This is a genomic window from Streptomyces sp. NPDC085460, assembly GCF_044541975.1.
Taxonomy (GTDB): domain Bacteria; phylum Actinomycetota; class Actinomycetes; order Streptomycetales; family Streptomycetaceae; genus Streptomyces.
Genome location: NZ_JBITTO010000013.1, coordinates 1 through 25,197 on the forward strand (window position 1 = coordinate 1; position 25,197 = coordinate 25,197).

A 25,197-nucleotide genomic window follows, 5' to 3' on the forward strand; every position below is an offset into this window, starting at 1 on the left:
GCCCCCCCCCCCCCCCGGCGGGGGGGCCGGCCCCCCCGCGCCCCCGGGCGGGGGGGGGCGCCCCCCGGGGGGGGGGGGGGCCCCCCGGGGCGGGCCCCCCACCTCCCCGCTCTCCAGGTCCACGACGGTGGTGCCGGTCCACTTCTGGTAGGTCCGGCCCAGGTCCGACAGGACGCGTCCGGGCTTGACGGCCCGACCGGCGTTCAGCGCGGCGGCCGTGCGCTCCAGGTCCGCGACCCGCTCGTCGATCGAGGCGCGCAGCGCGATGGCCCCGTCCTCGGCGAAGTACCGCTGGGAGGAGAGCACCGCCTGCGGGGCGACGGCGTCCTCGGTGGGGCCGAGGATCTTCGCGGTCAGCCCGGCCAGTGCCAGGAGCAGCACGCACAGGACGGCGATCGGCGGGCGGATGCCGCCGAGGAGCGGCATGTCCGCTCGCCTGCGGCTGCGCCGCCGCCCTCCGCGGGAGGCATACGGTGCGTTCTTGGGTGTCACTGCTGTTCTTTCCTGGCTCATGGGTCTGGGACACCAGACCGTGACCGCGGCACCGGCCCGGTGTCCCACGTCGTCGGGGGCGGGGCGAGCCGGCAGGCGGGGGCGTCCGACGGCGTCACGCGGGGCGCGTGCGGGTCGGGTGCGGGACCGTGGGGACCGGCTCAGTTCTCCAGGGAGAGCTCGGCCAGTCCGTCGCCGCCCGGGGCTCCCCGGTTGTAGAGGAAGCCGTGTGTCCGGTCCGCGGCGAGGCGGTAGCGGGCGAGCCGGTCCGTAGAGACGCCGTCCGGATGGTCCAGCATGTGGCGGACGTCGACGAGGCGGTGTTCCTCCACGGCCCCCTCGGGAAGCTTCTCGCCGGGCTCCGCGTCGGGCGGGATGTCGACCAGCGTCGTGCGGTAGCGGGCCGCCACGTCCCAGCCGTCCTCCGTCTCACGGAATTCGAACCAGCCGATCGCGCCCTCTTCGGTGAGGCCGGTGGGCGAGGAGTGGCGGGCCACCTGGTTGCCGAGGCTGTACGCGATCCAGGTGCCGTTCAGTTTCTGGATCGGCTGGACCACGTGCGCGTGGTGTCCGATCACGAGGTCGATCCCGGTCTCCTCGGTGACCCGCTCGGCGAGCTCCAGCTGCGGCACGCTCGGCTCGTTGTAGTGCTCCAGACCCCAGTGGACCGAGAGGATCACCGCCTCGGCGCCCTCCGCGCGGGCGGCGGCCTCGGCTTCCTTGATCTTGTCCGTGCTGATCCGGTTGAAGGCCCAGCGTTCCTTGTCGGGTGTCGGGTTGAGGAACGACTCCCACGAGTACGACAGGTGCGCGACCTTGACGCCCTTGACCTCGCGGATGTTGATCTTCCGGGATTCCTCGGGGGTACGCGCGGAACCGGCGTGACCGAGTCCGACCGCGTCCATGGTGTCCAGCGTGCGCCGGACGGCCTTGAGCCCGTGGTCGTAGGTGTGGTTCGAGGCGGTCGAGCAGGTGTCGTAACCGACGTCCTTCAGGGCGGTGAGGATCTGCGGCGGCACGAGGAACTCGGGGTACCCCTGGAAAGGCCCCTTGGGCTTGCCCACCGGGGTCTCCATGTGGCAGATCGCCAGGTCGGCCTTGCTGATGACCGGCCGTACGCCGGCGAGCAGGGGGCCGAAATCCAGTCCGGCACTGCCCTTCCCGGTCGCCTCCGCGTCCTTGGACGCCTGCTCCACCAGTTCGGGGTGGATGAGAACATCTCCTGCGGCGGCGACGGTGAAGGACCGGCCGCCCTGCTTGACGCGCACGTCGGACGGAGTTGCCGCACAGGCCGTTCCGAGGACGGCGAACGCGGCGATCACCGCCGGCACACGCGTCATGGGGAGAGGTTCACTCGATGTCACCGGAGGATCTTCACATGCCCCTCAAGATCATCCGTCGTCGTTCCATCACAAGGCCATCACGTTTCGTTCACATCATGGCGCTGTTCGGCGTGGCGCTGCTGCTGAGCGGATGCGCCAGGTCAGCCCCTGAAACGGAAGAACAGGATCCGGCCAGTCGGGAGCTGGTGGACCTGGGCAGCCGCATCGCCGACTACTCCCGACAGGCCGCGGACCGCGCCCCCTACACACCACCGACCGGCACCCGACGCGAGCGCTTGGCCCGTGGCGTCGACCACCTCCTGGACGGCGACTCCGACCGGGCCCGGAAGGTCCTCGCCTCCGCAGGCTTCTCCGTGACCCGGCTCACGGACGCCGCCTCGGGCCGGCGCTACGACGAGGTCGCCGCGCGGGGCGACGGACCCGAGGCCCGATGGGGCCGCCTCTACGTCCACGCCGAGGCGGGCGTCCGCTGGAGCGTACAAGTGCCGCACCCGGTCGCCGACCGGGACACCGAGACCCTCGGCGCCCGCCTCCTGGAGGGCGCGCCCCACGGCGCGCTCGTCGTGGCCGGGGCGCATCGCACCTCGGGCAGGGGTGACGCCGCGGACGTCGCGCACCGCACCGACAGCGCGTTCCACGCCATCATCCTGGAACTCCAGAAGCGCGACATTCCAGGCATTCAACTGCACGGCTTCGCAAAGGGTGCGAGTCGCCCCTACGACGCCATCGTCTCCAGCGGCGCCGCGCGCACGGCATCCGAGGCCGCCGCACGACTCGCCGACCTCATGGACGGCCGCGACCTGCGTGTGTGCCGCGGCTGGTCCGCCCGCTGCCCCCTGGAAGGCACGACGAACGTCCAGGGAAGGGCAGCCGAACGCCACGGAAGCACCTTCCTGCACGTCGAACTCGCGCCGACGGCCCGAGACGGAGGCTCCAAGGCGGCCCCGGCACAGGCGGCACTCACCGGAGTCCTCGCCCACTGGTCGAACCCACGGCAGAGCGTGGAGCGGTAGCGGACGCCCCGGCCGCACGCGTCCGGCCGCACGGCCGCACGGGCGGCCGGGCGGCCGCACCACGAACTGGTCGCGGCGCGAACCGGTCGCGCCGCGAAGGACGGGCCGCCTACGCCTGGTGGGCGTCCCGCTCGTCCGTGTGCTGGGTCGGCAGGATCGCCGCGGCCGTTCTCCGGATCACCGGCCAGGAGAGGGTGACGAGCTGCGGTCCCGGGTGGGAGCCGAGTTCGACGCGTGCCTGGACGGTGCGGAGGTCGGTGCGGTGGAGGGTGAGGACCGGTTTGCAGGCGTCGGTCAGGACGGACGCCGGGTGGTCGGCCGGGAACGTCTGCAGGAGGGAGCGGGAGGTGTCGGGTGTGGTGGGGAGCGCGGTGGTGAAGAGGGAGGGGATGCTGGTTCTGAGCAGCTGGACGGATCGCAGCAGCTCCTCCGCCGGCGTGGGGGGCTCGTAGTCCAGGTCGTCGATCGGGTCGTACCGGTCCACGGACGGATACGCGTCGGGGCTCATGCGTTCGTAGGACTCGACGACGAGGAACTCGAACTCCCGCCCGCGATGCGGCGCCTGGAGGCGTTCGTCGATGCGGGAGGTCGTGGGTGCGGGGTGGGTGTCCACCAGCAGCAGAGGCGGTACCCCGGGTGGACGGCGCGGGGTGTACAGCAGGGTCGGAATGCCGGCTCCGGCCGCGTAGACGGCCAGGTCCGTGCCCAGGGACGCCTCGGGAGTGCCGTGCTCCACGACGACGCCGACCTTGTGCCGGTAGATCAGCTCGGCGATGGCGGAGAAGGATTCCCAGGGAGTGGGGATCGGGTCTCGCGGGTCACGCGACGTCCGGGACTGCTCGTCGAATGATCCGATCGTGCTGGTCAACAGGTCCTCACTCCGAGAGCCGGGGGCAACGTGCCACAGGTGGGTCGCGTGCAGACACTGCCCAGCCCAAGCCATCGGCATGCACAGGTCACCACGGCGAGGAGCCGGGCCCCGCCTGTCCCCACCGGCGGCGAACTCGGGCCCTGCGCCGCTCCACCCGCTCGCACTCCCAGCAGCGCCATCCCTCGGGCTGCCTGCCCACCGTCGAGTGCCAGCATCCGGGAGCGGCGCACAGGGTCTTGTCCCCGGTCGGGCCGTCATGGATGACGATGTCCTGCCCGGTCGGCTTGGGGTCATAGCCCTCGGGCCGCTCGGTGAGGATGTAGTCGTCGTGCATGAGCGGATGGAACTGGATCAGCTCGAACGTGACGTGATCCGGTGCCCCGGAGCCGAAGTGGTCGACGCACTGCTGCTTCCACCAGCGGCGCAGGTAGGTGAAGTCGTTGATGACCCAGGCCCACATGCGGCCTCCGGTGACGGACAGGACCTGCTGCCCCTGCCGGCCGGGCGCATAGGGGATGTCGACCTCCTCCCAATTCCCCTCGTCGAGATCGAAGACGCCGCTCTCGCAGCGCTCCCCCGTCCGGGGATCGGTCGAGATGCACCGCAGTTCATGGACTTCGCACGGCGCCAGCCGCAGCGTGCCGTAGTACGAGATGACGTGCCGCACCTCCTGGGCCTCGTCCGGGTCAGGGGAGGCGACCTGCTCCTCGATGACGGGCTCGACGTACGGGGCGAACTCACCCCGTTCGATCCGGCCGCGCATCCGCACCGCCAGACGGGCCACCACGTCCCGCAGCTCCTCGGGGAGATCAGGGTGCTCGGCGGCCGGGCAGATCGCGGGGTGCGGGATGCGGCAGTACCCGGTGAAGGGATCCTGCCCCGGGTAGGCGACCCCCTTGGCCAGGTGCCACCGCATCCTCGGAGGGACGGGACGTGCCGGGAACTCCGGTGACAGGGGGATCCGGAGCGTGTCGTACCGCTCGAACCACTCGATCGGCGTGCCGCAGTACTTGCAGCGGTCCGCTGCCGTACGGCGGAGCAGTCGGGTCTGGTTCGAACGGTGCAGATGCATCGACACAGCTGTTCCTCGATCCGGTACCGCGGGACGCGCCCGCGAACCTGAAGGATATTCCAGGGCGTTCATCCGGGAGACGAGTCCGGTACTCCTGCCGGCACCGGAAGTGGAAGGCCGGTAGTCCCACAGTCGTCGCGACAGTCCCCACAGTCCCCACAGCCCCCACAGCCCCGACGGGACCGTGCGCCGGGCGCCTCTGTACGATCACCGACCACAGGCAGTTGGTCCGCCTGTCCGGCGCGGAGATCAGCAGATGGTGCCGCCCTGTGCGGATCGTTGAAGGAGTTGGCGGGTGTCCGCTGTGGACTTCTACGCCCACGTCGCCGTTCGCGGTGAGGTCCTGGGAGTCGGCCTCGGATCCGACCCGGAAGCCTGGGAAGCCGCGCTGGGGGCGACATACCTCGATGTTCCCGGTGGCGGCCTGCTGCGGCGGGACTACGGGCTCGTGGAAATCAACTTCTCGACGGACCGGCCCGGACGGCAAGGGCAGATGTCGATGTCGTGCTTCGGCTTCGGCGTGAAGGTCCAACGCCTGCTGTACGACCGGTCCCCGAGCACCGTGCCGTCCCCGCTCGCGCGGAAGTACGGGGCGTTCGCCCCCAGAGTCCCCTTCAAGGACCTGCGGGCCGCCATCCTGGCCTTGGGCCACACGATCGAACTCGACGAGCACAGCGCGTCGGGCGACATGGACTGCTACCGCGTATCCGCGTCCCCCGCCCGCATCCACGTCGTCGCCGACCCTGACCCGTACGGCTCGGGCGATCCGGATCCCGACGGACATCAGGGGGGCGACGTCTGGTCCGTCGACGTGTGGTGACCAGCCGGCGGCCTCTTCGCACCTGCGCGTCGGGCACCCTCTGCCGGTTGCGCGGTGGTGGTGGTGTGGTCGCGGCCCGAGGGTGGCAGATGCCACTGCGTGGCACCACGAAGGTCCCGCCTGCGGCCGCCTTGCCTGTGAAGGAACGCCTTACCTGGGGAGTTGCGCGCCTCGGTCGGCGGTCATGGCCGGGAGCGGGCGCCAGTCGGCGGGAACGTCGCGCATGATCAGAGCACAGTCCAGGGTGGCGCTGCCCGGCGGGAATCGGTCCGGGTCGTCGAAGAAGGATGACGCAACGGAGCGAACCCGGCCGGCTTCCACGTGCCAGGCGTCGGTGTGCAGTTCCATGCCGTCCAGGTGGCGGCCGGATCCCGTAGCCGAGTAGCCCCTCGCGCCGTTCTGGAAGAAGCGGGATGCCTCGGCGAGATCGGCGAAGAGCTCACTGCCCCGCAGTTCGTCGGCCGGCTCGACGGTGACGTCCACCCGGGTGTCGGCGTCCCACGTCGCGAAGGCAACGCGCACCTGGTCAGGTGTCTCGCGCACCTCGAAACCGGCGCGGCCGTGTTCGCCGGGGAAGACGCGGCCTCCGGCCCAGACGTTGAGCCGCGAGGCGGTGTCGCGACGCGGTATGTAGACGCCGGTCTCGACGCCGTCCGGTCCGTCCCATTCGACGGCGATCCGATGCGCCGCGTTCTCGCTCCGCAGCCCGAGCGCCTTGGGGGCCCAGACCGGCCGGACGCTGCCCAGCCGCAGGAGGCAGATGCCCGCGACCGCGTGGCCGTGCACCAGTTGCGGGCGCAGCGGCCGGGGAAGCAGGCGCGCCGCGGCGTCCGGGGCGACCCGGTAGTTCACCAGCAGCCGTCGTTCGATGACGCTGGACAGGCGCAGTTGCCTCATGATCCCTCGCTCTGCGCCCCCGGGCGCCATTTGGTGTGACGCAGGACGATCTGCTCGGGGCACACGGCGCTGAGAAACCGGCCGACGCAGGTGGCCAGGCGGTCCTCGGCCAGTGTGTAGAGGATCCGGTTGCCGTCCCGGCGCTCGGTGACCAGCCCCGCCCCTTTGAGCACGCCGAGGTGGCGTGAGATGGACGGCGCGCTGATCGCGAACCGGCTCGCGATCTCCCCTGCCGCGAGCTCCCCACCTCTGAGGTCCTCAAGGATCTGGCGCCTCGTCGGATCGGCGAGCGCGCGGAAGACCCCCGCCTCGTCCTGCGCTTCTGTCATGTGAGGTGTTTAGCATATGAGCTAAATACCTAACAAGAGGAGGGGGCCGACCGCGCCGCCTCCGTCACAGCGGGAGCAGCCCGATCAACAGCGGCGAGGGCACACATGCGCGCCCCGTCGCGGCGGAACTCACGGCTTGTGGGTCACCCAGAGCAGTTCGGCCGGCCAGCGGTGCGCCCAGTCGGGTGGGTCGGTCGCGTTGTAACCGTTGAGTGTTCCGGGTTCGGGCCGCGGCTCGATGAGGTCGTCGATGACGAGACCCGCGCCGCGCAGGACCCTGACCCAGTCGCCGTAGGTGAGCTGATAGCTGGTCGCGCCGTCGGCTTCGGCGATGGCGCTCAGCCCGAAGTAGTCCTGTCGCAGCGTCGTGGTCACTCGGCCGGCCGCTTCGTCGTAACAAGCCTCGAACCATGGGCTGGCGACGTTGAACACCAGACGCCCGCCTCGGCCCAGGACGCGTGCGGCTTGCGGGACGGCCAGGCGAGGAGGTGCCCAGCTGAGCCCACCGAAGTCGCAGAACACCAGGTCGAAGCTTCCGGCCGCGAAGGGAAGCTGTTCGGCGGCGCCTTGCACCAGCGCGTAGCGAGCGTCACCCATCGCACGTTCCGCTGCGGCGAGTTGGGCCTCGGACAGGTCGAGCCCGACCACCATGGCGCCCTCGGCGGCGAGCGCCCTGGACCATTGGCCGGCGCCGCAGCCGAGTTCGAGAACGCGCTTGCCGACGACGTCGCCCAAGGCGTGCAGGTGCGCGTCAGGGATGGAGTACATGCCCCACAGCCGGGGTGCGGCGCCGATCTGCGGGTCGTGCTCCTGCTGGTAGGCGCTACTGATCTCGTTCCACAACCGCCGGTTGGCGGGGATGCTGTCCACGTGCCGACTCCAGCACTCCCCGCCGACGTCGGTCAACACCCTGCGAGCACGGGCCGGCCCCCGGATCACTCCACCGCTGCCAGCCGAATGCGGACAGAATCTGTCCTCATTGGGTGTCATCGTGTGCGTGTGGCCGGAGAGACCGGCAACGCACGAGGCGGGAGTGATGGCATGACGTTTCTGGTGGCGGGTGCGACCGGTACGGTCGGGCGGCAGGTCGTGGCAGCGCTGCGGGAGGCCGGCGCGCCGGTGCGGGCGCTGACCCGGCGGCCCGGGGCTGCGACGTTCGCTCCGGGGGTCGAGGTCGTGGGCGGCGACCTCACCGATGCGGCGTCGCTGGCGCCGGCGCTGCACGGCGTGACCGCCGTACACCTGATCAACTTCGGGGGCGACGACTACGCCCCGCTGGACAACGGCAGCGAGCTCGTGGCGACGCTCGAAGCGGCGGGGGTGCGCCGCGTGACCATGCTGGCCGGCTGGTCGGAGTCGACCCTGGAACCGGCCGTGCGAGCATCGGGTCTCGCGTGGACCACGGTGTCGCCCACAGAGATCATGGCCAACGCCCTGGAATGGGCGGACGAGGTACGCCACGGCCGAGTCGAGCGGCCGTACGGGGACTCGCGCACCGCGATGGTCCACGAGGGTGACATCGGCGCGGTGGCGGCGACCGCGCTGCTCGAGGACGGGCACGCGGGCGCGGAGTACCTGCTGACCGGCCCGGAACGGATCTCACTGCGGGAGAAGATCGCCGCGCTGGGCTCCGCGGTCAGCCAGAAGGTGGAGTTCGTGGAACTGACACCGGACCAGGCGCGCGCGGCCATGCAGGCACAGGGTGTACCGGAGCACATGATCGACTTCCAGCTGGACGTCTTCGCCGATCCGCCGGTCGAGTACAACACCCCCAACGGCGTCATCGAGAAGGTGACCGGGCGCCCGGCACGCACCTTCGCGCAGTGGGCCGAGGAGAACGCGGCCGCCTTCCGCTGAGAGTCTGCCTCTACTCCCCCGCCGCCACGACGTTCGCCGCCTCTCCCCCTCGCGTCACACCGGCCGCGGCGACTCCCGTCCGGGGAACAAGTAGCGGATCGGTGAGATCGAGGCAGCGGCCCTCGCTATGCTCGGCTGCGGTGCGATCGCCGATCACTGATCGCTGATCGCACCGCAACCAGCCAGCCAGCCAGCCAGCCAGCCAGCCGGAAGACGTGACTCGGTTTGATGTCCATACCCGTGGCGCTGGTCGCCTCAGTCGTTGTCGCCGTGGTTGTCCTTGTCGCCGTGACCGTCGTCCTGTGGCTGCTCAGGCGACTTCCGCGCAGCGCGGTCCGTGCCCCGGAGAGCCCCGCCGGCTCGGTCGACGTACCGGAGGCCGACGTCCGGCCGGAATTCCCTCCGGAGGGGCTGCTCGTCCCCGAGGACGTACTCCGCTCCGCCGGGTCGACGTCGGCCGCGATCTGGGACGCGCTCGAAGCGGCCGCGACGCCGGTGGCCGTCGCGTACCACCCGGTCGGCGACACGGAGCTCGCGACGCTCCGGACGGTTCCCGTGAACGCGGCGGCCCAGCAGGCGCTGTCCGGGATCCTGGAGGCCCTGAACCCGAAGAGCCCGACGCTGTTCCGGGTGGTGCTCCCCGAGGGTGCGGAGCTCGTCAAGGCCGTCGGAACGTCCGGCTTCAGAGGTTTCTCCCGCACCGGCGGCAACACGGCGCACGCCGTGCTCAAGCCCGTCGCCGCCGGTGGAGCCATCATGGCGGGGTGGCCGGTGCTGGCCGTCGCCGGGACCGTCCTGGCGATGGACATGGTGGCGCAGCGCGAACAGCGGGCGCACCAGCGCCGGGTCGAGGCCGCCCTGGGACGCCAGGAGGAGCGTCACTACGTCGAGCGGATCACGGCTCAGAGATCCGCCGATGCCCAACTGACCCGCGCGATCAGTCTGATGCTCGACGGCCACCGGCCGGGTCTCGACTTCGCCCTGAAGAGTGCGGACGACGAGTTCTATCGGTCCCAGCAGTTCCTGGAGAAGCACCGCACCGTCATCGACGACGTCACGGACGACGACGGCAAGGCCGACTACCGCAGGCTGGAGGAGGCGCTGGGCGGCGCGACGAAGGAGGTGGACCACTTCTACCGGGACCTCGACCTGGCACGGGCGGCGATCGCGCTCCGGCGCAAGGCGCTGATCGCCGAAGCGGCGGCGGTCGCGCTCGTGGATCCCACGAACCCCTACGCCGCGCTGCGGAGGTTCCTGGAGGCGAGAGCCCATCAACTGGAGGACGCCGACGCGGTCGTGACCGACCTGACCGAACGCCTCGCCCTGGTCGAGCTCAAGGGCCGCTGGTACGACTCCGGCAAGTCGGTGGAGGCGCGGCAGGAACGCCTCCGCGCCCGTGTCACCCCTCCCGGGCCCGCCGGCGACACCGAGATCAACTACGTCGTGCTGCCTTCCGGCCAGATGCTTCAGGTCCTGCCGCCCGACGATGACGAACCGGCAGAGGCCGATGAGCCCACGGAGTCCACGGAGTCCACGGAAGCCACTGAGTCCACGGCCTCCACGGCGTCCACGGCCTTCGGGGAATCGCCACAGCCCAAGAGGCCCGCTGAGCCCGAGGAACCCACGCTGTCCGAGGCACACGGCACGCCGGCGTCTACGACGGAGGTTCCACCTTCTGCGCGGTCATGACGAGTCCCGAGCGTACGGGGACTGACGCCTAATCCGTATGTTAGGACGGCTTGGCCGATTGTGAAGGGGGCCGGGCCGTTCGACAGCGCCGGGGCTGTGACATCTGACTCCATCCGGGCCGGTGATGCCTTCCCGTAGATCGGTGGGCGGCCCGGTGCTCGCTGTGGTGGCGGTCGGGTGGGTGCCGAGGCGACGCCTCCCGTAGGCCGGGCACGCGGTGCCTCCACGGAGACTGTACGAGTTTCAGCGGTCTCGGCCCCCGCTCGGCGGTGTCGGCGCTTGCTGGCGCTGGGCGGATGCTCTACTGACCCCCGGCTAGGAAGCCTCGCTGGAGCTCGGCGCCGTCCAGTACCAGCAAGCGTCAACACTCACCTGAAGATCGTTCGTTGGTGTTGGTGGTGCGAGCCCGCCGCACGGCGACCTCTCGATACGCCCGAGCCGTTCGAGCTCCCGCATAGACCGAGGCCCGTGGGGTGAGCTGGTGCCACGAACAGCTACTGAGGTGGCGGACCGGCCCTCATGCCGAGTCCTGGGATTAGGTCGCTGCGTGGTTCCGCACGAGCTCGTCACCAGCACAAATACACAGCAGTACCGGGAGGGACCCTTGATCTACTGCGGCATCGACTGGGCGGAGAAGACACACGACGTCGCCCTCGTCGACGACACCGGCCAACTCCTCGCCAAGCGCCACATCACCGACGACGCTACCGGCTACAAGATCCTCCTCGACCTGCTCGCCGAGTACGGCGATACCGCCGAGAACCCGATCCCTGTGGCCATCGAGACCTCGCGCGGCCTGCTCGTCGCCGTGCTCCGGACCGGCAGCCGGCAGGTCTTCGCGATCAACCCGATGGCCGCAGCCCGCTATCGCGATCGACACTCCGTCTCCCGCAAGAAGTCCGACCCCGGCGACGCCCTGGTCCTGGCCAACATCCTCCGCACCGACATGCACGCCCACCGGCCCCTGCCCAACGACTCCGACCTCGCCCGCGCCATCGCCGTCCTGGCCCGCGCCCAGCAGGACGCCACCTGGAACCGGCAGCAGATCTCCAACCAGCTCCGATCTCTGCTGCGCGAGTACTACCCCTCCGCCTTGGCGGCCTTCGAGCCCTGGCGCAACGGCCTGTGCCGGCGCGAGGCTCACGAGATCCTCAAGGCTGCCCCCACCCCGACCCGCGCTGCTCGGCTGACCCGCGTCCAGCTCCAGGCCGCGCTCAAACGGGCTGGCCGCACAGCGCAGGATCGAGGGCGAGGCCGAACGGCTCCGCGCGCTCTTCCGGGCCGACTGGGCCCATCAGCCTTCGCTGGTCGAGGACGCGCTCGGCAGGCAGATGCTTGCCCTCCTCATCCAGCTGGAGGCTGCCTGCACGGCCTCTGACCAGCTCGCCGAGGCGGTAGAGGAAGCTTTCCCTCAGCACCCGGACGCCGAGATCATCCTCAGCTTCCCCGGCCTCGGCACACAGCTCGGCGCTCGGGTGCTCGCCGAGATCGGAGACGACCGCGGCCGGTTCGTCGACGCTCGCGGCCTCAAGGCATACGCCGGCTCCTCGCCCATTACCCGGGCTTCCGGCAAGAAGTCGTCCATCACCAGACGATGGGTGAAGAACGACCGGCTCAACGCCGTCGGCTACCTCTGGGCTTTCTCATCGATCACCGCATCGCTCGGCGCCAAGGCCCACTACAGGCGCGGCCGTGACCACGGAGATTGGCACGCCTCAGCCCAGCGCAACCACTTCAACCGCATGATCGGACAGCTCTACCACTGCCTCCAGCACGGCCAGCTCTTCGACGAGGCCGTCGCCTTCCCCGCAGCGGCCGAGGCTCTCGCGGCATGAGCCCCGTCAGCCACCGGCCACGCGGGACCAGTACTCCTGGATGGCCACCTGCTTCCGATCAAGCTCGGCATCCCACCGTCGGTTGGTGATGGTCCCCGGAACGGCGAGCGAACGCCCACGCACCCTGACGATCCGAAGGTCCCACCAGATCTCACTCCGGGACATGCGCCGTCGCCTCTCTATGCCAGCGACCTCGCCCCAAGGAACGACTCGTCTGCTGACGAAGGTGCGGAACTCCAACCCCGTCGCGGTCAGGAGGACCCGGCCATAGATCGAGTTGATCGCGATGAAGCACGCGATCACGGAGAAGATCACGACGCCGCCGACCCACTACCACTTGCCCGGTTCATCGATCAAGCTCATCGCCGTGATCACACCGGTGAGCGCCAGCATCACGAGGCCGTTCCGCCACCAGTACCTATGCCGGTCATACGCGTTGAAACCGATCCACACAGCGGGCATGTCCATGATGCTACCGACGCGCACTCGAACAACGCCCGCCCCGGCTTGACGAGTTACGCGCCTGAGGTGCCTCCACCGCAGAATGGAAAGCTGCCCGGAGCGTCGGCCCCGCCTAGCTCGTACTCATCCACCTGCGCACCACCCAAGTCAACGCGGCTGCTGCTCTGGTCTTGGGGCCTGCGGGCGACCACGCATCCGATGTCGCCACTGGCTCGACTGACCCACGCTCGCGAAGACCGGCCCTCCAGGCGACCGGGAATCAGTTTCATTGGGCTTGCGAGGCCCACGTGCGAGGAGTGGGCGGCTGTCGTCAGGCAGGACGGCGATGAAGCGCCAGGCGCCGTCCTCGATACAGGCCAGGCCGATGCTCGTGGTGATGTTCAACGCCTCGACCGCGGCCTCGGCTCCCTCGGTCAGCGAGTCGAGGTCCGCGTAGTGTCTGGCCAGCTGAGAGGCGGGGCCGTGCAGCCACAGGCCCACGTTCGCTCCTTTCCGCAGGGCGGCGAGGAGGTCGTCGCGGGTCTGTCCCGGGTCGGCGTCCTGGAGCCTGTCGTGCAGCCGCTCTTGGGCGCACGGCTTCGTCGGAGCCGCTTCGGCTTGCCGGCGGCAGTCCGGGCATGCCCGCCGTTTCACTGGTGCGAAGAGATGCCGATAGCTCGTGACCTGATGCCCCGGAATGCCGCAGAGTGTCCTGCTCCCGGCCATCGCGTGCTCGATGCCGGGAACGCCGTTCCGCTCGGCGGCGCCGAAGACGGCTGTCTCCCGTGCGGTCGCGAAGGACCATCCACCATCAGCGTCATGAGTCACGCGGGCGAGCATGCCACGGCGATCCGCTCTGGTCAGCACTGAGTCGACAAGGTCCTGGATCGACTCGTGGACGGCACGTAGACCCCAGCCCGCCTCTTCGGACCAAAGCCAAGACCAAGACCACGACCGCTCGCTTGGGCAACGCTGCGCGTCAATGCAACTCGGCGGCTTCTTCCGGATCAGTCCCCGGGGTGTCGGCGAACCAAGGGCGTCCCTGGGCCCAGTGGGTCACCCATCCGGTGAAACCGGGGGCACCCGGCATCAGGGAACCAGGCGGGGTGCCGAAGGGGACGGCGCCGTTCTCGTCGGTCAGCCAGACGTGACCGCGCTGCGGGCCGGTGACGATCAGGTGCCAGTTCATGGCGCAGCCGTCGGTGCCGAGCAGCACGGAGCCGTGGCCGTGCAGGGCTTCCCACAGAGCCTCGGTCTCCTCCTCCGTCAACGCCTCCCCGTCGCCCTCCGCGTCCCAGGCGGTCGTGAGCGGGAAGGGCTCGGCGAGACGGCGCTCGGAGCCGTCCGTGTCCCAGTCGTCGGGGATGTCCGCGAGGGGCAGGAGGCCGTAGTACGGCGGGCCGACGAGCAGACCGTCGCAGACCTCCGCCACGAACGTGCGGTACGGCTCCGGCAGGACGATGCCGTGCTCCGCCTCGAAGCACCGCACGGCCTCCCAGCCGGCGGGCGGGGCCGCGTCGGGGCGGGACGCGACGATCTCGCGGAGGACGGCCAGCTCTACCGCGTCGCAGGTTTCCGTGTTCATACCCGCCATCATGCAAGATCCGGGAGAGCCGCCCTGAAGAAACCATCCTCCCGGGAGTCCTCGACACCGATGGCCGCAGACGCAGACGCAGACGCAGACGCAGCCACTCAACCACAGCCACTTTGGCTTACCGCCAGAGGTCCGCACCGTCGCGGCCACTCGGATCCATCGTCAGCAGGTCCTCGTGCAGGCCGGAGAGGCGGCGGCCGGTGGGGGTCCCGTCCTCGCCGGACTCCACCACCGCCCAACCGACGTCGACGCCGGACACGTTCACATCGGTACCGCAATCCAGCTCGTCGACCGTGACGAAGACCGCTTCGTAGGCGACCGCCCGAGCCAGGAGTTCGAGGTCACGCCTGTCCGCACCCGCATCCAGCAAGCGCCGGGCCGCCGCCACTTGCTCCAGGGCTTCCGGGTCGGCCCATCCGTCGATCGCACCACGCCAGAGGGAGCGGAGTAGCAAGAAGCGCGCCAGCTGCGGCTGGTTCTCATCGATCTCCGACCTCACCCGATCCTGCGGATCAGTCACGCCGAGAGCCTCGAACTGCGTTCGGAGCCCTTCCGGTGCGGCTCGCTTCGACGGTGCGAGCCCGGACAACCACGACTGCCACGTCGCCTCAGTTTCATCCATCGCACCAGAATGCCTCGCCGGCCACTGCCGATCAGGCCCGGGAGGCCACGGCTCCGGATCCGATCCGCACGATGCCGAGCCGCGTCCCTGTGTGGTGACGGCTGTCAGGAGCCGCTGGAACCGTCAGCGGTGGTGGCCGCCCTTCGTCGGTCCGCTCGCGCCGCCGTCCCGACGTCGTGTGCCGTAGCCGCAGGGCCGGTCGGCGTTACCCGTCTCGCCCCTCCGGCAGGTCCTTCAGACCGGGCGCGGACAGGTGCAGGACCTCGTAGTGTTCGGTCGCGCCCTCGTCCGGCGTGGAGGTGTCGGCCCACAGCACGATCCGCAGCAGCGTCCAGTGGTGGGGGTCGACGGCCAGCGCGGCGGTGTGCACGGCGTCGTGGCGGGCGAGCTGTCGCAGCTGCTCCGCCTCCGCCTCGATCAGCGCCGACAGGCCCAGCCCGGTGCCCTCCGGGTCCGCGTCCCCGGGCAGGGGGGTGAGGCAGCGCGAGGCCGCCTGGGGAGGTGCGGTCCGCGCGGGGCCGGCGTGGCAGGCGACACCGGTCCAGTGCCGGACCGCCGGGCGGCCGAAGTCCCGGATGATGTTCTGGAATCCACCGCCGCCGACGAGGAAGCGGGCCATGGCGCCGGTGTCGTTCCACAGGTAGAAGGGGGCGTACTGGTTGACCGGCGAGCCTGCGACACCGCGTTCGCGGATGAGGTACGCCTTCAGGCCCAGTCCCGCGAGGTCGTCAAGAGCGTGACCGCCGTCGGCCACGCGCCTGCGGATGATGCCCATGTCGTATCCGGCGGGCAGGGTGATCTCGTACTGCTTGGCGTACACGACGGGATGCCTTTCCTGGTGAACGTCAGCGGAGCGGCGGGGCGGCGGTGTCGGCGGTGTATTCGGACTCGGTGACAGGGGCGCCGCGTTCGGCTTCGGTACCGTCGTCCGCGACCTCCTGGATGGCCAGATGTGTCATGAAGGTGGTGGGGGACGCTCCGTGCCAGTGCCACTCGCCCGGGGCGATACGCACGCTGTCGCCGGCGCGGATGCTGTGCACTTCTCCGCCTCGGGACTGGACGAGCCCGGCCCCCTGGGTGACGTACAGGACCTGGCCGAAGGGGTGGCTGTGCCAGGCGGTGCGGGCGCCGGGTGCGAAGTGGACGCTGTCGACCCGGAAACGCGACTGCCCCTCGGGGGTGGCGATCTCGTCGACCCATGCCGCGCCCTCGACCCATTCGGACGGCGCGGCGGCGGTGGGCTGCGGAAGGCGGGAGACGCGCATGCGGGAGGCTCTCTCTACTCGCGGGGGACGGGGGTGGATGCGGTCAGGAGGCCCAGCACCCCCGTGATCGCCTGCTCGAACGGCTCCACGGAGTCGGCGGCGCGGGCCAGGACGTAACCGCCCTGCAGGACCGCGAAGACGGTCGCCGCGGTCGCCCGCGGGTCCATCGCGGCATCCAGCTCGCCCTGCTCACGCCCCTCGGCCAGGATCGAGGCGAGGCGCTCGCGTACCCAGGCCAGGGTCTCGTCGACCGGAGCCCGCAGTACCGGATCGGCCATCACATCCGGGTCCTGGGTGAGACGTCCGATGGGGCAGCCCTTCAGGACGTCACGCTCCCGGCGCAGAAAGGCGGTGACACGCTCCACAGCCGTCCCGGGCACGGAGAACTGCTCCTCGGCCCTGGCCCGCATCTCCTCTGCGGTACGCCGGATCGCGGCCAGCGCCAGGTCCGGCTTGCCCGTGAAGTGGTGGTACATGCTGCCTTGCCCGGCCTTGGCCCGCCGCTGGATCGCTGTGGGGCTGGTCCCGATGTAGCCGCGCTCCCACAGCAGTTCGCGGGTGCTCTCGATGAGCCGGTCCTCGGTGTTCATGCCACGAGTGTACATACATGTATGTACAGAGGCCACGGATGGACGCCCCTCCCCCTCCCCCGCAGCACGGTTGCCGCCTCTCCGGCTTCAGGGACCGGAGGCGGACGTCCCGTCGGAGCGCGAGGCGTTCCGCGGCTCTTCGAGGGTCACAGGCTCTGGGTCGCGCACGGGTTGGCCGATGTCGGACGGCCAACCGGGACGCCGGCGTTCGACGAATGCCGCGAAGTCGTTCCGCAGATACCGGGAATCGGACGGCTTCAGCCGGATCTGCCGGTGGCTGTCAGCCCACCAGATCTCGAAATCGGCCACCGTGCCTTCCGCCGGCCAGTCCTCGCTCGCGGCCGGCAGCATGACGACGTCGACGAATCCTCCGACACTCAGGCCGATGTCCACGAAGTTCCCGATCGCACCGGGCCTGGGAACCCTCACCACTGTGCCCTCGAAGACCTACCCGAAGAGCAGGTCTCTGCGAAGTCGAGCCCATTCGGCATCTGTCACCACGAACCAATCAGCCCTGCGCGTCGTCGGCGCCGATGTGTGCGCGCGTCAAGCCGCCACTCTCACTCGTTGCCTTTCGGGGGTAGTCGAGGCGACCACCCCCGAAGACGAGGTCACTCGCCGATCGCTGCCTTGTAGCCGGCGGCGTCCAGAAGCTGGCTCAGTTGCTTCTTGTCCGAGGGCTTCAGCTTGAAGATCCACGACTCGTAGGGCTCTTCGTTGAGCAGTTCGGGGCTGTCCGAGAGCTCCTCGTTGACCGCGATCACTTCCCCGCTCACCGGGGAGTAGATGTCGGAGGCGGCCTTGACCGACTCCACCACGCCTGCGGCCTCGCCGGCGTCGAACACCTTGCCGACTTCGGCGAGCTCCACGAACACCACGTCGCCCAGGGCCTTCTGGGCGTGATCGCTGATCCCGACGGTCACGGTGCCGTCGGCCTCCAGGCGGGACCATTCGTGAGACTCGGCGAATCGAAGCTCTGCCGGAATCTGCGACATGTCTTTCCCTCTCTGCGGTGGCTTCCCTGCACGGGTCGGTGACCACGTGAGACTGCAGTCCATCGCCATGATCCGCGGATGCCTCGGCGCCATGCCGCCACGAAGGCCCCACCTTCATCCGAACGAGTCCCGGGAAGGGAAGGAGGGGCGGCCGAGATCGAGGATCCGGTCTCGGTAAGCGCGCCAGGACGCGAACGAGAATCGAGCGGAATCCTTGGTGAGGAAGTCTCCCGACCCGATGTCCAGTGCTCGCGCGTTCAGCGCGTCCGCGATCGCGAGTACGGCCTGAGCTGCTGTTGCATCGTGGCCATGCACGATCAAACTGACACCCGCGACCGGCGCGTCGTCTACCTCGTCGACGAGCGTGCTGAGGGAGAACCCGGCGCTCTCCCAGTCGGCCCAACCGCTGGTGGAGTACTCGATGCCCGGCAGCACCTCGGCGAGTACGGCACGGACGTCCCTGCCCGTGCCCAGGCTCGGCGGCTCCCAGTCGGCGGCCATCTGGTCGATCGCATCGACCTCAGGCGGGCACCTCATGACGAAAACGTTCCAGCTCACCCGCACAACGTAGCCGCCTGAGCCGACAGTCCCGTTGTCGGAGCCGATCACTAGGCTTGTTCCCATGGCCCACGATCTCGGATTCACGTGCTCCTGCTGCGGCGAGCGTCATACGGAGCTGCCGATGGCTTACTCGGCCCCCGCCCCTTACGTCTGGGACCCGGGTTTCGCCGATGCTCCCGACTGTCTGCTGTCGTCCGACCAATGCGTCATCAATGGGCAGCACTACTTCGTCAGGGGGCTGCTCGAGATACCGGTCATCGGTACGGATGAGGTGTTCTCCTGGGGCGTCTGGGTCTCCCTGAGTCGGGACAACTTCGCTCGCGCGGCCGACATGTGGGACACGGCGGGGCGCGAAGCCGAGAAGCCGTACTTCGGCTGGCTGACCACCGAGCTCGCGCTCTACGCGCCCTCCACCCTCAATCTGAAGACCCAGGTCCACACCCGGCCCGTCGGCCGACGTCCCTTCGTCGAGCTGGAGCCCACCGACCATCCCCTCGCCGTCGAACAGCGCACCGGCATCACCCGTGACCGGGTACGCGAAATCGCGGAGGCCGTCCTTCACCCCATCGGCGACGAATCCGGATGACGTCGCGCACGGAGCTGACCTAGCGTTCCGTCCATGACCTCCCCGCACAGCAACACCGACGACAAGGCCGGCGTGAGCATCCGCTGCCAGGACAACGCCTCCGTCGGCGTGACGTTCTGCGACCGGTTCAGCTTCGACGCGGACTCCGTGCACTATGCCGTCGAGCTACGGGCCCCCGGCCTGACCGCTCGGGCCAACGAGGTTGTCGCCTGGATCTGGGACAGCGATCTCACCGCGTTCCTGGAACAACTCGCCGCCGACTTCCGGGGATCGGACGGCGAGCGGAGCTGGCAGACCAAGGACCGAGACCTTGCGGTGTCGGCCGTCTACCGGTCCGGCGGCCATGTGGGGCTGACCTGGGCCCTGCGGCCGTGGCCGCAGGCCGCCGGCGGCTGGGGCGCCTCCGTGACCACCTGGCTGGAGGCCGGCGAGCAGATGGCTGCGGTGGCGGCCGACGTCCGGGAGTTCCTCACCAAGGAGCAGCCCTGACAATCCGGCATTCGCGTCACCTTCACACTCTCTCGTCGGATCCGGATGAGCCGAGAGCCCTCGGTCCCCGAACGCTCGACGAGGAATGTCAGGGAACACAACGTCGGTCAGAAGAGACGGTGGAATCCGCCCCAGCCCGCGCCGATCCGGGTCCGCCCGGTGCAAAGGGCGGTCGCCTTGCCCATGCCCTCGTACAGCCACAGGACGCCGGCCCGGTCACGGGCGACCGCGTCCGCGCGGCCGTCGTCGGTGAGGTCGCCGGCGACCACAAGCTGGTCGTAACCATCCCAGCCCGCGCCGACGCGAGTCCGCGCGGCGTACGGAGCGGTGCTACTGCCGCTGCCCTTGTACAGCCACAGCACGCCGGACCGGTCGCGGGCGAGGAGGTCGGCCCGGCTTCGTCGCCCGTCAGGTCGGTGCCGCCGGCGAGCCGGTCGTACGCGCCCCAGCCCGCGCCGACCCTCACCCGCGTCTTGGAGCGGTTTCGCGGGCGAGGAGGTCCACGTACCCGTCCCGGTAGACCTCACCGGCGCCGTCGACGCGGCCGTATACGGTTTCACCTCACGGTAGGGGAGATCGCTCTTGAGCGGGGAGAGCGCGGTGATCGCGGTGTAGCCCGACCAACCTTCGCCCGCCAGGGTCCGCGAGCTGAAGGGGGCGGTGGCCACGCCTGTGCCGGAGTAGCGGAACAAGGAGCCGGGAGCATCGCGTGCGAGCAGGAAATGCTTCGGTCGCACCGCGGGCCGCGGAGACGTGAACGTCCCCCGCATCAACGACTGGGGTAGCCCCGAGTACGCCGTGGTCCGGACTCCCCGCCGCTGGACCGTCCGAGCAGTGCCGCTGCCGTCCTCGCCCCGCTGTGCCCCTTTCTGCGAACGCACCCTCCGGCATGCCTTACGCCCCTGCGTCCCTCCACGGCCGGAAGCGGTCGTGGACCGTCAACCAGGCGCCGAACTCCTGAACGCCCTGCCTCCGCTGACCACCCTTCCGCACCATCAGATCACGCCCTCGGACTGCCGACCGTCACTCCCGGTACGGTTCGTACCCCCGCGACCGCGCGTCCCGCGTACGGTGGTGACACGACCGATCTCCCAGGAGATGCCGATGAGTGGGCAGCCCGTGGGGTACGGAGCAAGCACTGGTCGGCGATGGCGTACATGTCCCCCAGAGCGGGGTCCCAGCGCGTGCCGCGTTGCGCGGCGGCGGGCGGCGGGCGGCGGGCGGCGGGCGGCGGGTCCACTCTGTCAAGGGCGCCATCGAGCTCGGAGACCAGTCCGTCTCCGTACACGACGTCCTGCTCGACTGCTGACGCGAGCGGCGGCCACCTGCCGGCGTTCAGACTCCCGGGGAGAGGTCCTTGAAATAGCGGGCCACCGGCCATCGTTCATAGCCTGCCGCCTCGTAGGTGGTCCGTGCGGCAGCATGGCCCGGGTCGCCGCCGGTCTCCACCATCATCATCGCCATGCCTGCTCGCCGCGCGCGCTCGGCCGCGTGCGCCATCAGCGCCGACGCCACACCACGCCGCTGATGAGCGGGGTCGACCGCGAGCACGTACACCTCGCCCATGCGGTCCTCCTCGTGCAGCCGTGTGCAGACCCATCCCAGCAGTTCGCGGTCGTCGACAGCGACGTCGACGGTGCCCGCCTCGCCGTCCAGGACGGCGAGGATGTCGTCGGTCTGCCGTTTCTCCCAGCCGGCCGGATAGAAGTTGTCGTAGACGAAGCCCGGAACAGCGTCCCGCATCTCCGCGAAGACGGGCCGCCAGGCGCGCAGCGACAGCGCGACCACCTGGCTCCTCAGCTCCTTTTCGTAGGGCTTGATCAACATGAGGCACCCCTCCTCGGGTTCGACATCACGGACACCTTTCCAGACCGACGGCCGCGACCACTCAGCTCGGCACCTTTCCGACACGGCGGTGATACGTGCTCCGAGGACGTCCCGTCCCGCTGCCGGGAGACCAGCCGCGAACGAAACGGCGACGGGCGCGGGGAACAGACGTGCTCATGGGGCTGCCACCAGGCCAGTGGGGGGCCTTCAGGGCGCGAGGCGGCCCGGGGTTCGGTGAGGGCGCCGGCCTCCGCGCGAGGCCCAGTTCACGGGTGTCGGCCGTCCCGCGCGACCGCAGCGCAGGGCACTCGCTTCTGGATCCGAGCCCGCGCCACCCGTCGAGCGGAGCCGCTCAAACGCCACAGGTCGGCGTCCTTCCTAAGGGCTGTCCCGTAAATGATCTCCGGGCCGTCTCAGGTATGGTCGGCTGCGGTGCGGCCAGCTGGTCTATCCGGCGAGGACGAGGTTGTGCATCCGGGCGATGCCGAGCATGGCGTGGTGGATGCCGTCGCCTTTGAGGCGGCAGTCACGGAGGATCTTCCAGGTTTTCATCCGGGCGAAGACGTACTCGACGCGGGCGCGGACCTGCTTGTGGGACTTGTTGTGTTCCTCTTTCCAGGCGGGGAGTTCGGCCTGGCCGCGCTGCCGACGGGGCGGGATGACGAGTCCGGTATGGTGAGGTTCGTGCGCCAGTAGGTCGCAACCAGCAGGGCCCGGTCCTCCAGCGGAAGACTCCACGGCCAGCCCCTGCGGACCGCGCCCCCCCTCGCGCCGCAGCACCGTCACCAGCTTCCCGAACTGCCACGGGCTCAGCCCGGTGAACGGGGCTATCCAAGACGGCTCCGATGCCGTGATCACACCAGCCACATAAAGATCGTTCCATGGGTGACTAGCGGCTTGGCCCGCCCCTCAGCTGCCGCTCAGCGGAAATGCCCATGTGGGGTCATGTCGGGATCTCCTTGTGAGGTGGGCCAGGAGGTGTTCCGCCGCGATGGAGGCAGTGTCTTGCGGCGCGCCGACTGCGGTCAGAGCGGCGATGAGCCGTGCCGATGCTGTTTCCGGCACGTCCGGGTCGGTGAGGAGGGGCAGCAGTAGCAGAAGGCGGGTGGCCGTGTCCTGGACGCCCTCGGCCGCAAGCGACGGATCGTCAGCGATCCGGATCAGTTCGGGCCAAGTCAGTCCGGTGCCGGAGAGGTCTCCGTCCCAGCTGGCGATCTGCTCGGCGTAGCTTCTGCCTGGATGGGTGAGGAGGTAGTCGGTGCCGTAGTCGCCATCCAGATTGCGGTAGATCACCACGGCTCCAGGGCCGTCTTCTACCGGCACCCTGAAAACCGGCCAGAGCTCAGGATCGAAGAGGACCTCGGACAGGGCATCGACATCGGCTCCGTCCTCGCCGAACCACTCTGGAACGGGGCGCTCGGCACACCCTCCGTCGCTGCACATCACCAGGAGGTAGTTCGACCAGCAGCCTGGGTGGACCAGCAGTGACTCGCCCGGAACCAACGGGCCGGCTACCGCCTCCAGATCACGATGCAGGCCGACCGTTCAAGGGCCGGTGCCGATGTAGGCACGGTCGGCGGGGACGGGACACCCTGGCGTTCACAGATCCGGGTGGCGCGGTGGGTTCGGGCGGCGGTCCGACCGTGCGGCCGGGCAGGCAGGGCGGGTGACATCCCCAGCAGGTTGCCCGCGGGATCGGCTAGGACCTGCACCGTTCACACCATGAAGGCGGTGCCTCTGGGAGATGTCCGCCCAGCTGTCGCCGACACGGTCACACTCGGCGAGCCCCCCGTCGGGCAAACCGTCATCCGGATCCGACTCTCGCAGGACCCGCAGGAGGCCCGGGGCCCGGCCGGACAGGTGACGACGGCTCGGACGTTAGCGTGGGCGAGGCCGACGGAAATGCCGGAGCCGGCGTCGATCGGCGCGAGCGTGTCGTGGCGGCGCGGGTGGACCAGACCCCCGCGAGGGCCCGCTGGTGAGGCGGCAGCTTGCAGCGGGGATCACCCTCACGGGGCACGACGGGGGGATACCACTCAACCCGGGCATGTGGCGGGTCGACCGCGGCTGGATGAGACACCAACAGGGCTCCTGCCCGCCGGGTTGAGACTTCGAGTACCTTCCTCAGCGGCGTGGGAGCCTTGTGCGTTGCGGTCCTCATCCCGGCCCTGCCTGGGTCACTCAATCCGTGGCCACTCTGACAGAGCTCACTCAGTACGATGCAGCCGTGATCCCTCCCATACCCGCCGGCACGCGTCAGCTACTCGTCACCGCCTGCACAGTCACCGCCCTCGCTGCTGGGGCTCTCGGCTGGTTCGCCGCCGAAACCGTCCGCCCGAACTGTAACTATGCGGTGATCACAGGGGGCACTGAGGAGGTTCAGGAGGAAGCCATAGAGCGTGGCTACTGGCATGCAGTCGCCTCGGGTGACTGCGAACCGCCTCACGCCCGTTGGCGTTTCTGGCTCGACTGACTTCCTGCCCCCTGACCCTGCCCAAGATCTCGGCCAGTGTCGGTCGATCGTCCGGCGACTGGCTGACTGGCGGTCAGAGAAGCAGCAGATGCGGCGTACGCCCAATGGCGCGGTCCGCAGGACGATCTGACGAATTATCACGGAGCGAGAACCCTGAAAGAGAATCGCCTCACTGCGCACGCCGGCGTGAATGCTGCTGTGACACCCCAGAAGATGATGGAGACATATGGGCTGCAGAACATCACGTTCTTCCCGCAGCCTCCTACCATCGACTGCCACACGCCGTTAGCCAACCAACTGAGCAACGTAGGACTGCCGCACTCGGAAGTCTTCATCTCCCGGGAAAAGGTTCCGAACCCGTACCCCGGCAATCTTGACTTCATGACTCTGGAGATCCGCTTCACCCACCTCGGAATCCGATGCCCCACGGAGAGTCGGACATGGTGGGCGCTTGGATATCTCTTCGAATCTCTCATCACCGTGGACCCCAAGAGCGGAAAGGTCTACGCCTTTCCTGGAGGGGAAGCCGGGTACACCGAACTCCACCGGGATGTCGAGTCGCTGCTTTTCGCCCTCGTCGAATTCCGTAGGCTTGAGATAGACCATGACAACGACGTGAACCCGGAGGCACTTTCGGCGCGTTTCAGACAGGTGGTGGGAGGATTCGATTCCACCCCCTTCGCCGACGAGGACTCTCCGTGGAACCTGTCACTCGAAGAACTCGAACACGGAATCTGGTAGTCACGATGGAACCGACCAGAACCACCTCGGTCGGGCGATTGTACGATTACATATCGATCCGAAACAGGTCATCCACCAGTTCGGCATCAAGTCTCCGTCGGCCTGCCTGCGCACACGTTCTTCTCTCCCCGCGAGGACCTCGAGCACGGCGCTCCGCGGCGGCTCGACTACGGGCCGAGCCTCAGGACGTATCTCGCCAGGGACGGCGTCGAGTGCCCGCCAGGGGCTGAACGCTGGGAGGTGATCGGCGGGTTCCTCTTCGCCATCGTCGCGCTCGACCCAGGAGAGCGGTTCGGTGTACGCCCTCCCCGAGGGCGAGCCGGAACCGCTTCTCATGCATGCGGACGTCTCCTCACTCGTGCACGCGCTCATGGTCCTGGAACGCGGCCAGACGGAGTACCGGGACACCAACCGCGACGACGACGCGGCACGCGGCGCAGTCGTCTCCCGCATGCGGCAGGACATCACCACGGTCGACCCGACTCCGTTCGCGGACGACGAGAGCGAATGGTCACGTCTTTTCGAGGAGCTCGGTCTCGGCATGTGGGGATGACCTCAGCCGGCCGGCTCGGCGCCGGGCCACGCCGGCTCGGGGAGGGGCACGGGAGGCCCGGTCCGCGATCACCGACCCAGCTGACCGCTCCTGAGGCCACGCTCCGCACCCGCGAGTTCAGCGACGGAGCGGCGGCGACAGGCGGCGTGACTCACCAAGCGGGTGGCGCGCCGTCTGAGCCGCCTTCGGCTTGGCGGCGCCCAGCGGGGCAAGGTCTGCGAGTTCTGGGTACGTCGAAACGA

28 protein-coding genes and 4 pseudogenes are annotated in these 25,197 nt (G+C 69.4%); 9 read left to right on the top strand and 23 right to left on the bottom strand.

The window, feature by feature from the left end:
• A pseudogene (locus tag ACIGHB_RS28695) lies at positions 1–426 on the bottom strand (hypothetical protein); the annotation flags it as partial.
• 227 nt (positions 427–653) lie between these two features.
• Positions 654–1,832: a CapA family protein gene (locus ACIGHB_RS28700; protein WP_399916923.1), complete on the bottom strand. Its 1,179-nt coding sequence runs from the start codon at positions 1,830–1,832 to the stop codon at positions 654–656.
• A gap of 98 nt (positions 1,833–1,930) precedes the next feature.
• Here ACIGHB_RS28700 and ACIGHB_RS28705 point away from each other — a divergent pair, with 98 nt between their 5' ends.
• Positions 1,931–2,848, top strand: coding sequence for a hypothetical protein (locus ACIGHB_RS28705; protein ID WP_399916925.1), 918 nt, complete (start codon positions 1,931–1,933; stop codon positions 2,846–2,848).
• A 109-nt stretch (positions 2,849–2,957) separates the two neighbouring features.
• Here ACIGHB_RS28705 and ACIGHB_RS28710 read toward each other — a convergent pair whose 3' ends face one another.
• Entirely contained in the window at positions 2,958–3,716 is a 759-nt protein-coding gene (locus ACIGHB_RS28710) for a hypothetical protein (RefSeq protein WP_399916927.1), read from the bottom strand.
• Between the two features lie 88 nt (positions 3,717–3,804).
• Complete coding sequence (locus ACIGHB_RS28715; RefSeq protein ID WP_399916929.1) at positions 3,805–4,791, bottom strand: DUF6083 domain-containing protein; 987 nt, start codon at positions 4,789–4,791, stop codon at positions 3,805–3,807.
• A gap of 295 nt (positions 4,792–5,086) precedes the next feature.
• On the opposite strand from ACIGHB_RS28715, the gene ACIGHB_RS28720 reads away from it, so the two are divergent.
• Positions 5,087–5,611 carry a hypothetical protein gene (locus ACIGHB_RS28720; protein WP_399916931.1) on the top strand — a complete coding sequence of 175 codons (525 nt, stop codon included), beginning with the start codon at positions 5,087–5,089 and terminating at the stop codon, positions 5,609–5,611.
• 150 nt (positions 5,612–5,761) lie between these two features.
• On the opposite strand, the gene ACIGHB_RS28725 is transcribed toward ACIGHB_RS28720, so the two are convergent.
• The 3 genes from ACIGHB_RS28725 to ACIGHB_RS28735 all read right to left on the bottom strand — a co-directional run bounded on the left by ACIGHB_RS28725 (position 5,762) and on the right by ACIGHB_RS28735 (position 7,707).
• Positions 5,762–6,508, bottom strand: a complete 747-nt coding sequence (locus tag ACIGHB_RS28725) for a DUF2071 domain-containing protein (RefSeq protein ID WP_399916933.1) — start codon at positions 6,506–6,508, stop codon at positions 5,762–5,764.
• Positions 6,505–6,837: a metalloregulator ArsR/SmtB family transcription factor gene (locus ACIGHB_RS28730; protein WP_360309980.1), complete on the bottom strand. Its 333-nt coding sequence runs from the start codon at positions 6,835–6,837 to the stop codon at positions 6,505–6,507. Before ACIGHB_RS28730 ends, ACIGHB_RS28725 begins: the two co-directional genes overlap by 4 nt.
• Positions 6,838–6,966: 129 nt before the next feature.
• Positions 6,967–7,707, bottom strand: a complete 741-nt coding sequence (locus ACIGHB_RS28735; RefSeq protein ID WP_399916936.1) for a class I SAM-dependent methyltransferase — start codon at positions 7,705–7,707, stop codon at positions 6,967–6,969.
• 171 nt (positions 7,708–7,878) lie between these two features.
• On the opposite strand from ACIGHB_RS28735, the gene ACIGHB_RS28740 reads away from it, so the two are divergent.
• The 3 genes and pseudogenes from ACIGHB_RS28740 to ACIGHB_RS28750 all read left to right on the top strand — a co-directional run bounded on the left by ACIGHB_RS28740 (position 7,879) and on the right by ACIGHB_RS28750 (position 12,218).
• Complete coding sequence (locus ACIGHB_RS28740; RefSeq protein WP_399916938.1) at positions 7,879–8,694, top strand: SDR family oxidoreductase; 816 nt, start codon at positions 7,879–7,881, stop codon at positions 8,692–8,694.
• 228 nt (positions 8,695–8,922) lie between these two features.
• Entirely contained in the window at positions 8,923–10,383 is a 1,461-nt protein-coding gene (locus ACIGHB_RS28745; RefSeq protein WP_399916939.1) for a hypothetical protein, read from the top strand.
• A 604-nt stretch (positions 10,384–10,987) separates the two neighbouring features.
• Positions 10,988–12,218 (top strand): annotated as a pseudogene (locus tag ACIGHB_RS28750) (IS110 family transposase).
• A gap of 6 nt (positions 12,219–12,224) precedes the next feature.
• Here the strand turns inward: ACIGHB_RS28750 and ACIGHB_RS28755 are convergent.
• From ACIGHB_RS28755 to ACIGHB_RS28805, 11 genes are all read right to left on the bottom strand, one after another.
• Positions 12,225–12,533, bottom strand: a complete 309-nt coding sequence (locus ACIGHB_RS28755) for a hypothetical protein (protein ID WP_399916941.1) — start codon at positions 12,531–12,533, stop codon at positions 12,225–12,227.
• A gap of 15 nt (positions 12,534–12,548) precedes the next feature.
• The gene (locus ACIGHB_RS28760; protein WP_399916943.1) at positions 12,549–12,680 is read right to left on the bottom strand and encodes a hypothetical protein; all 132 of its coding nucleotides are present in this window, start codon (positions 12,678–12,680) and stop codon (positions 12,549–12,551) included.
• A gap of 147 nt (positions 12,681–12,827) precedes the next feature.
• Entirely contained in the window at positions 12,828–13,487 is a 660-nt protein-coding gene (locus tag ACIGHB_RS28765) for a hypothetical protein (protein ID WP_399916945.1), read from the bottom strand.
• Positions 13,488–13,638: 151 nt separating this feature from the next.
• Positions 13,639–14,256: an SMI1/KNR4 family protein gene (locus ACIGHB_RS28770; protein WP_399916947.1), complete on the bottom strand. Its 618-nt coding sequence runs from the start codon at positions 14,254–14,256 to the stop codon at positions 13,639–13,641.
• Between the two features lie 115 nt (positions 14,257–14,371).
• Positions 14,372–14,773, bottom strand: a complete 402-nt coding sequence (locus ACIGHB_RS28775; protein ID WP_399916949.1) for a hypothetical protein — start codon at positions 14,771–14,773, stop codon at positions 14,372–14,374.
• 307 nt (positions 14,774–15,080) lie between these two features.
• On the bottom strand, positions 15,081–15,695 hold the full coding sequence (locus ACIGHB_RS28780; RefSeq protein ID WP_399916951.1) for a DUF4865 family protein: 615 nt from the start codon (positions 15,693–15,695) through the stop codon (positions 15,081–15,083).
• A 25-nt stretch (positions 15,696–15,720) separates the two neighbouring features.
• Positions 15,721–16,140, bottom strand: a complete 420-nt coding sequence (locus ACIGHB_RS28785; RefSeq protein WP_399916953.1) for a cupin domain-containing protein — start codon at positions 16,138–16,140, stop codon at positions 15,721–15,723.
• Positions 16,141–16,154: 14 nt separating this feature from the next.
• Complete coding sequence (locus ACIGHB_RS28790; RefSeq protein WP_399916955.1) at positions 16,155–16,730, bottom strand: TetR/AcrR family transcriptional regulator; 576 nt, start codon at positions 16,728–16,730, stop codon at positions 16,155–16,157.
• Positions 16,731–16,817: 87 nt separating this feature from the next.
• Positions 16,818–17,123, bottom strand: a complete 306-nt coding sequence (locus tag ACIGHB_RS28795) for a hypothetical protein (RefSeq protein WP_399916957.1) — start codon at positions 17,121–17,123, stop codon at positions 16,818–16,820.
• Positions 17,124–17,341: 218 nt separating this feature from the next.
• Complete coding sequence (gene gcvH, locus ACIGHB_RS28800) at positions 17,342–17,725, bottom strand: glycine cleavage system protein GcvH (protein ID WP_399916959.1); 384 nt, start codon at positions 17,723–17,725, stop codon at positions 17,342–17,344.
• A gap of 114 nt (positions 17,726–17,839) precedes the next feature.
• Positions 17,840–18,283 (bottom strand): hypothetical protein, encoded by a 444-nt coding sequence (locus ACIGHB_RS28805; RefSeq protein WP_399916961.1) that lies wholly within the window; start codon positions 18,281–18,283, stop codon positions 17,840–17,842.
• Positions 18,284–18,407: 124 nt separating this feature from the next.
• Here ACIGHB_RS28805 and ACIGHB_RS28810 point away from each other — a divergent pair, with 124 nt between their 5' ends.
• Both ACIGHB_RS28810 and ACIGHB_RS28815 read left to right on the top strand, forming a co-directional pair.
• The gene (locus ACIGHB_RS28810) at positions 18,408–18,872 is read left to right on the top strand and encodes a DUF2199 domain-containing protein (protein ID WP_399917206.1); all 465 of its coding nucleotides are present in this window, start codon (positions 18,408–18,410) and stop codon (positions 18,870–18,872) included.
• A 33-nt stretch (positions 18,873–18,905) separates the two neighbouring features.
• Entirely contained in the window at positions 18,906–19,361 is a 456-nt protein-coding gene (locus ACIGHB_RS28815; RefSeq protein ID WP_399916963.1) for a DUF6228 family protein, read from the top strand.
• A 107-nt stretch (positions 19,362–19,468) separates the two neighbouring features.
• Here the strand turns inward: ACIGHB_RS28815 and ACIGHB_RS28820 are convergent, their stop codons facing one another.
• From ACIGHB_RS28820 to ACIGHB_RS28840, 5 genes and pseudogenes are all read right to left on the bottom strand, one after another.
• Complete coding sequence (locus ACIGHB_RS28820) at positions 19,469–19,723, bottom strand: hypothetical protein (protein ID WP_399916965.1); 255 nt, start codon at positions 19,721–19,723, stop codon at positions 19,469–19,471.
• A gap of 973 nt (positions 19,724–20,696) precedes the next feature.
• The gene (locus ACIGHB_RS28825; RefSeq protein WP_360309950.1) at positions 20,697–21,188 is read right to left on the bottom strand and encodes a GNAT family N-acetyltransferase; all 492 of its coding nucleotides are present in this window, start codon (positions 21,186–21,188) and stop codon (positions 20,697–20,699) included.
• Between the two features lie 447 nt (positions 21,189–21,635).
• A pseudogene (locus tag ACIGHB_RS28830) lies at positions 21,636–22,055 on the bottom strand (transposase).
• 42 nt (positions 22,056–22,097) lie between these two features.
• The gene (locus tag ACIGHB_RS28835) at positions 22,098–22,631 is read right to left on the bottom strand and encodes a hypothetical protein (RefSeq protein WP_399916967.1); all 534 of its coding nucleotides are present in this window, start codon (positions 22,629–22,631) and stop codon (positions 22,098–22,100) included.
• A 108-nt stretch (positions 22,632–22,739) separates the two neighbouring features.
• Positions 22,740–23,271, bottom strand: a pseudogene (locus ACIGHB_RS28840) (IS5/IS1182 family transposase); the annotation flags it as partial.
• 588 nt (positions 23,272–23,859) lie between these two features.
• Between ACIGHB_RS28840 and ACIGHB_RS28845 the strand changes: the two are divergent.
• Positions 23,860–24,402: an SUKH-4 family immunity protein gene (locus ACIGHB_RS28845; protein WP_399916969.1), complete on the top strand. Its 543-nt coding sequence runs from the start codon at positions 23,860–23,862 to the stop codon at positions 24,400–24,402.
• A 295-nt stretch (positions 24,403–24,697) separates the two neighbouring features.
• Positions 24,698–24,955 (top strand): SUKH-4 family immunity protein, encoded by a 258-nt coding sequence (locus tag ACIGHB_RS28850; protein WP_399916971.1) that lies wholly within the window; start codon positions 24,698–24,700, stop codon positions 24,953–24,955.
• Positions 24,956–25,197: the final 242 nt, after the last annotated feature.

Excerpts from the sequence above, each read along its gene's own strand:
- ACIGHB_RS28715 (WP_399916929.1), bottom strand. The coding sequence starts at position 4,791 with ATGCATCTGCACCGTTCGAACCAGACCCGACTGCTCCGCCGTACGGCA.
- ACIGHB_RS28810 (WP_399917206.1), top strand. The coding sequence starts at position 18,408 with ATGGCTTACTCGGCCCCCGCCCCTTACGTCTGGGACCCGGGTTTCGCC.
- ACIGHB_RS28760 (WP_399916943.1), bottom strand. The coding sequence starts at position 12,680 with ATGCCCGCTGTGTGGATCGGTTTCAACGCGTATGACCGGCATAGGTAC.
- ACIGHB_RS28790 (WP_399916955.1), bottom strand. The coding sequence starts at position 16,730 with ATGAACACCGAGGACCGGCTCATCGAGAGCACCCGCGAACTGCTGTGG.
- ACIGHB_RS28770 (WP_399916947.1), bottom strand. The coding sequence starts at position 14,256 with ATGATGGCGGGTATGAACACGGAAACCTGCGACGCGGTAGAGCTGGCC.
- ACIGHB_RS28705 (WP_399916925.1), top strand. The coding sequence starts at position 1,931 with ATGGCGCTGTTCGGCGTGGCGCTGCTGCTGAGCGGATGCGCCAGGTCA.
- ACIGHB_RS28745 (WP_399916939.1), top strand. The coding sequence starts at position 8,923 with ATGTCCATACCCGTGGCGCTGGTCGCCTCAGTCGTTGTCGCCGTGGTT.
- gcvH (WP_399916959.1), bottom strand. The coding sequence starts at position 17,725 with ATGTCGCAGATTCCGGCAGAGCTTCGATTCGCCGAGTCTCACGAATGG.
- ACIGHB_RS28785 (WP_399916953.1), bottom strand. The coding sequence starts at position 16,140 with ATGCGCGTCTCCCGCCTTCCGCAGCCCACCGCCGCCGCGCCGTCCGAA.
- ACIGHB_RS28730 (WP_360309980.1), bottom strand. The coding sequence starts at position 6,837 with ATGACAGAAGCGCAGGACGAGGCGGGGGTCTTCCGCGCGCTCGCCGAT.
- ACIGHB_RS28835 (WP_399916967.1), bottom strand. The coding sequence starts at position 22,631 with ATGTGCAGCGACGGAGGGTGTGCCGAGCGCCCCGTTCCAGAGTGGTTC.
- ACIGHB_RS28815 (WP_399916963.1), top strand. The coding sequence starts at position 18,906 with ATGACCTCCCCGCACAGCAACACCGACGACAAGGCCGGCGTGAGCATC.
- ACIGHB_RS28725 (WP_399916933.1), bottom strand. The coding sequence starts at position 6,508 with ATGAGGCAACTGCGCCTGTCCAGCGTCATCGAACGACGGCTGCTGGTG.
- ACIGHB_RS28825 (WP_360309950.1), bottom strand. The coding sequence starts at position 21,188 with ATGTTGATCAAGCCCTACGAAAAGGAGCTGAGGAGCCAGGTGGTCGCG.
- ACIGHB_RS28700 (WP_399916923.1), bottom strand. The coding sequence starts at position 1,832 with ATGACGCGTGTGCCGGCGGTGATCGCCGCGTTCGCCGTCCTCGGAACG.
- ACIGHB_RS28740 (WP_399916938.1), top strand. The coding sequence starts at position 7,879 with ATGACGTTTCTGGTGGCGGGTGCGACCGGTACGGTCGGGCGGCAGGTC.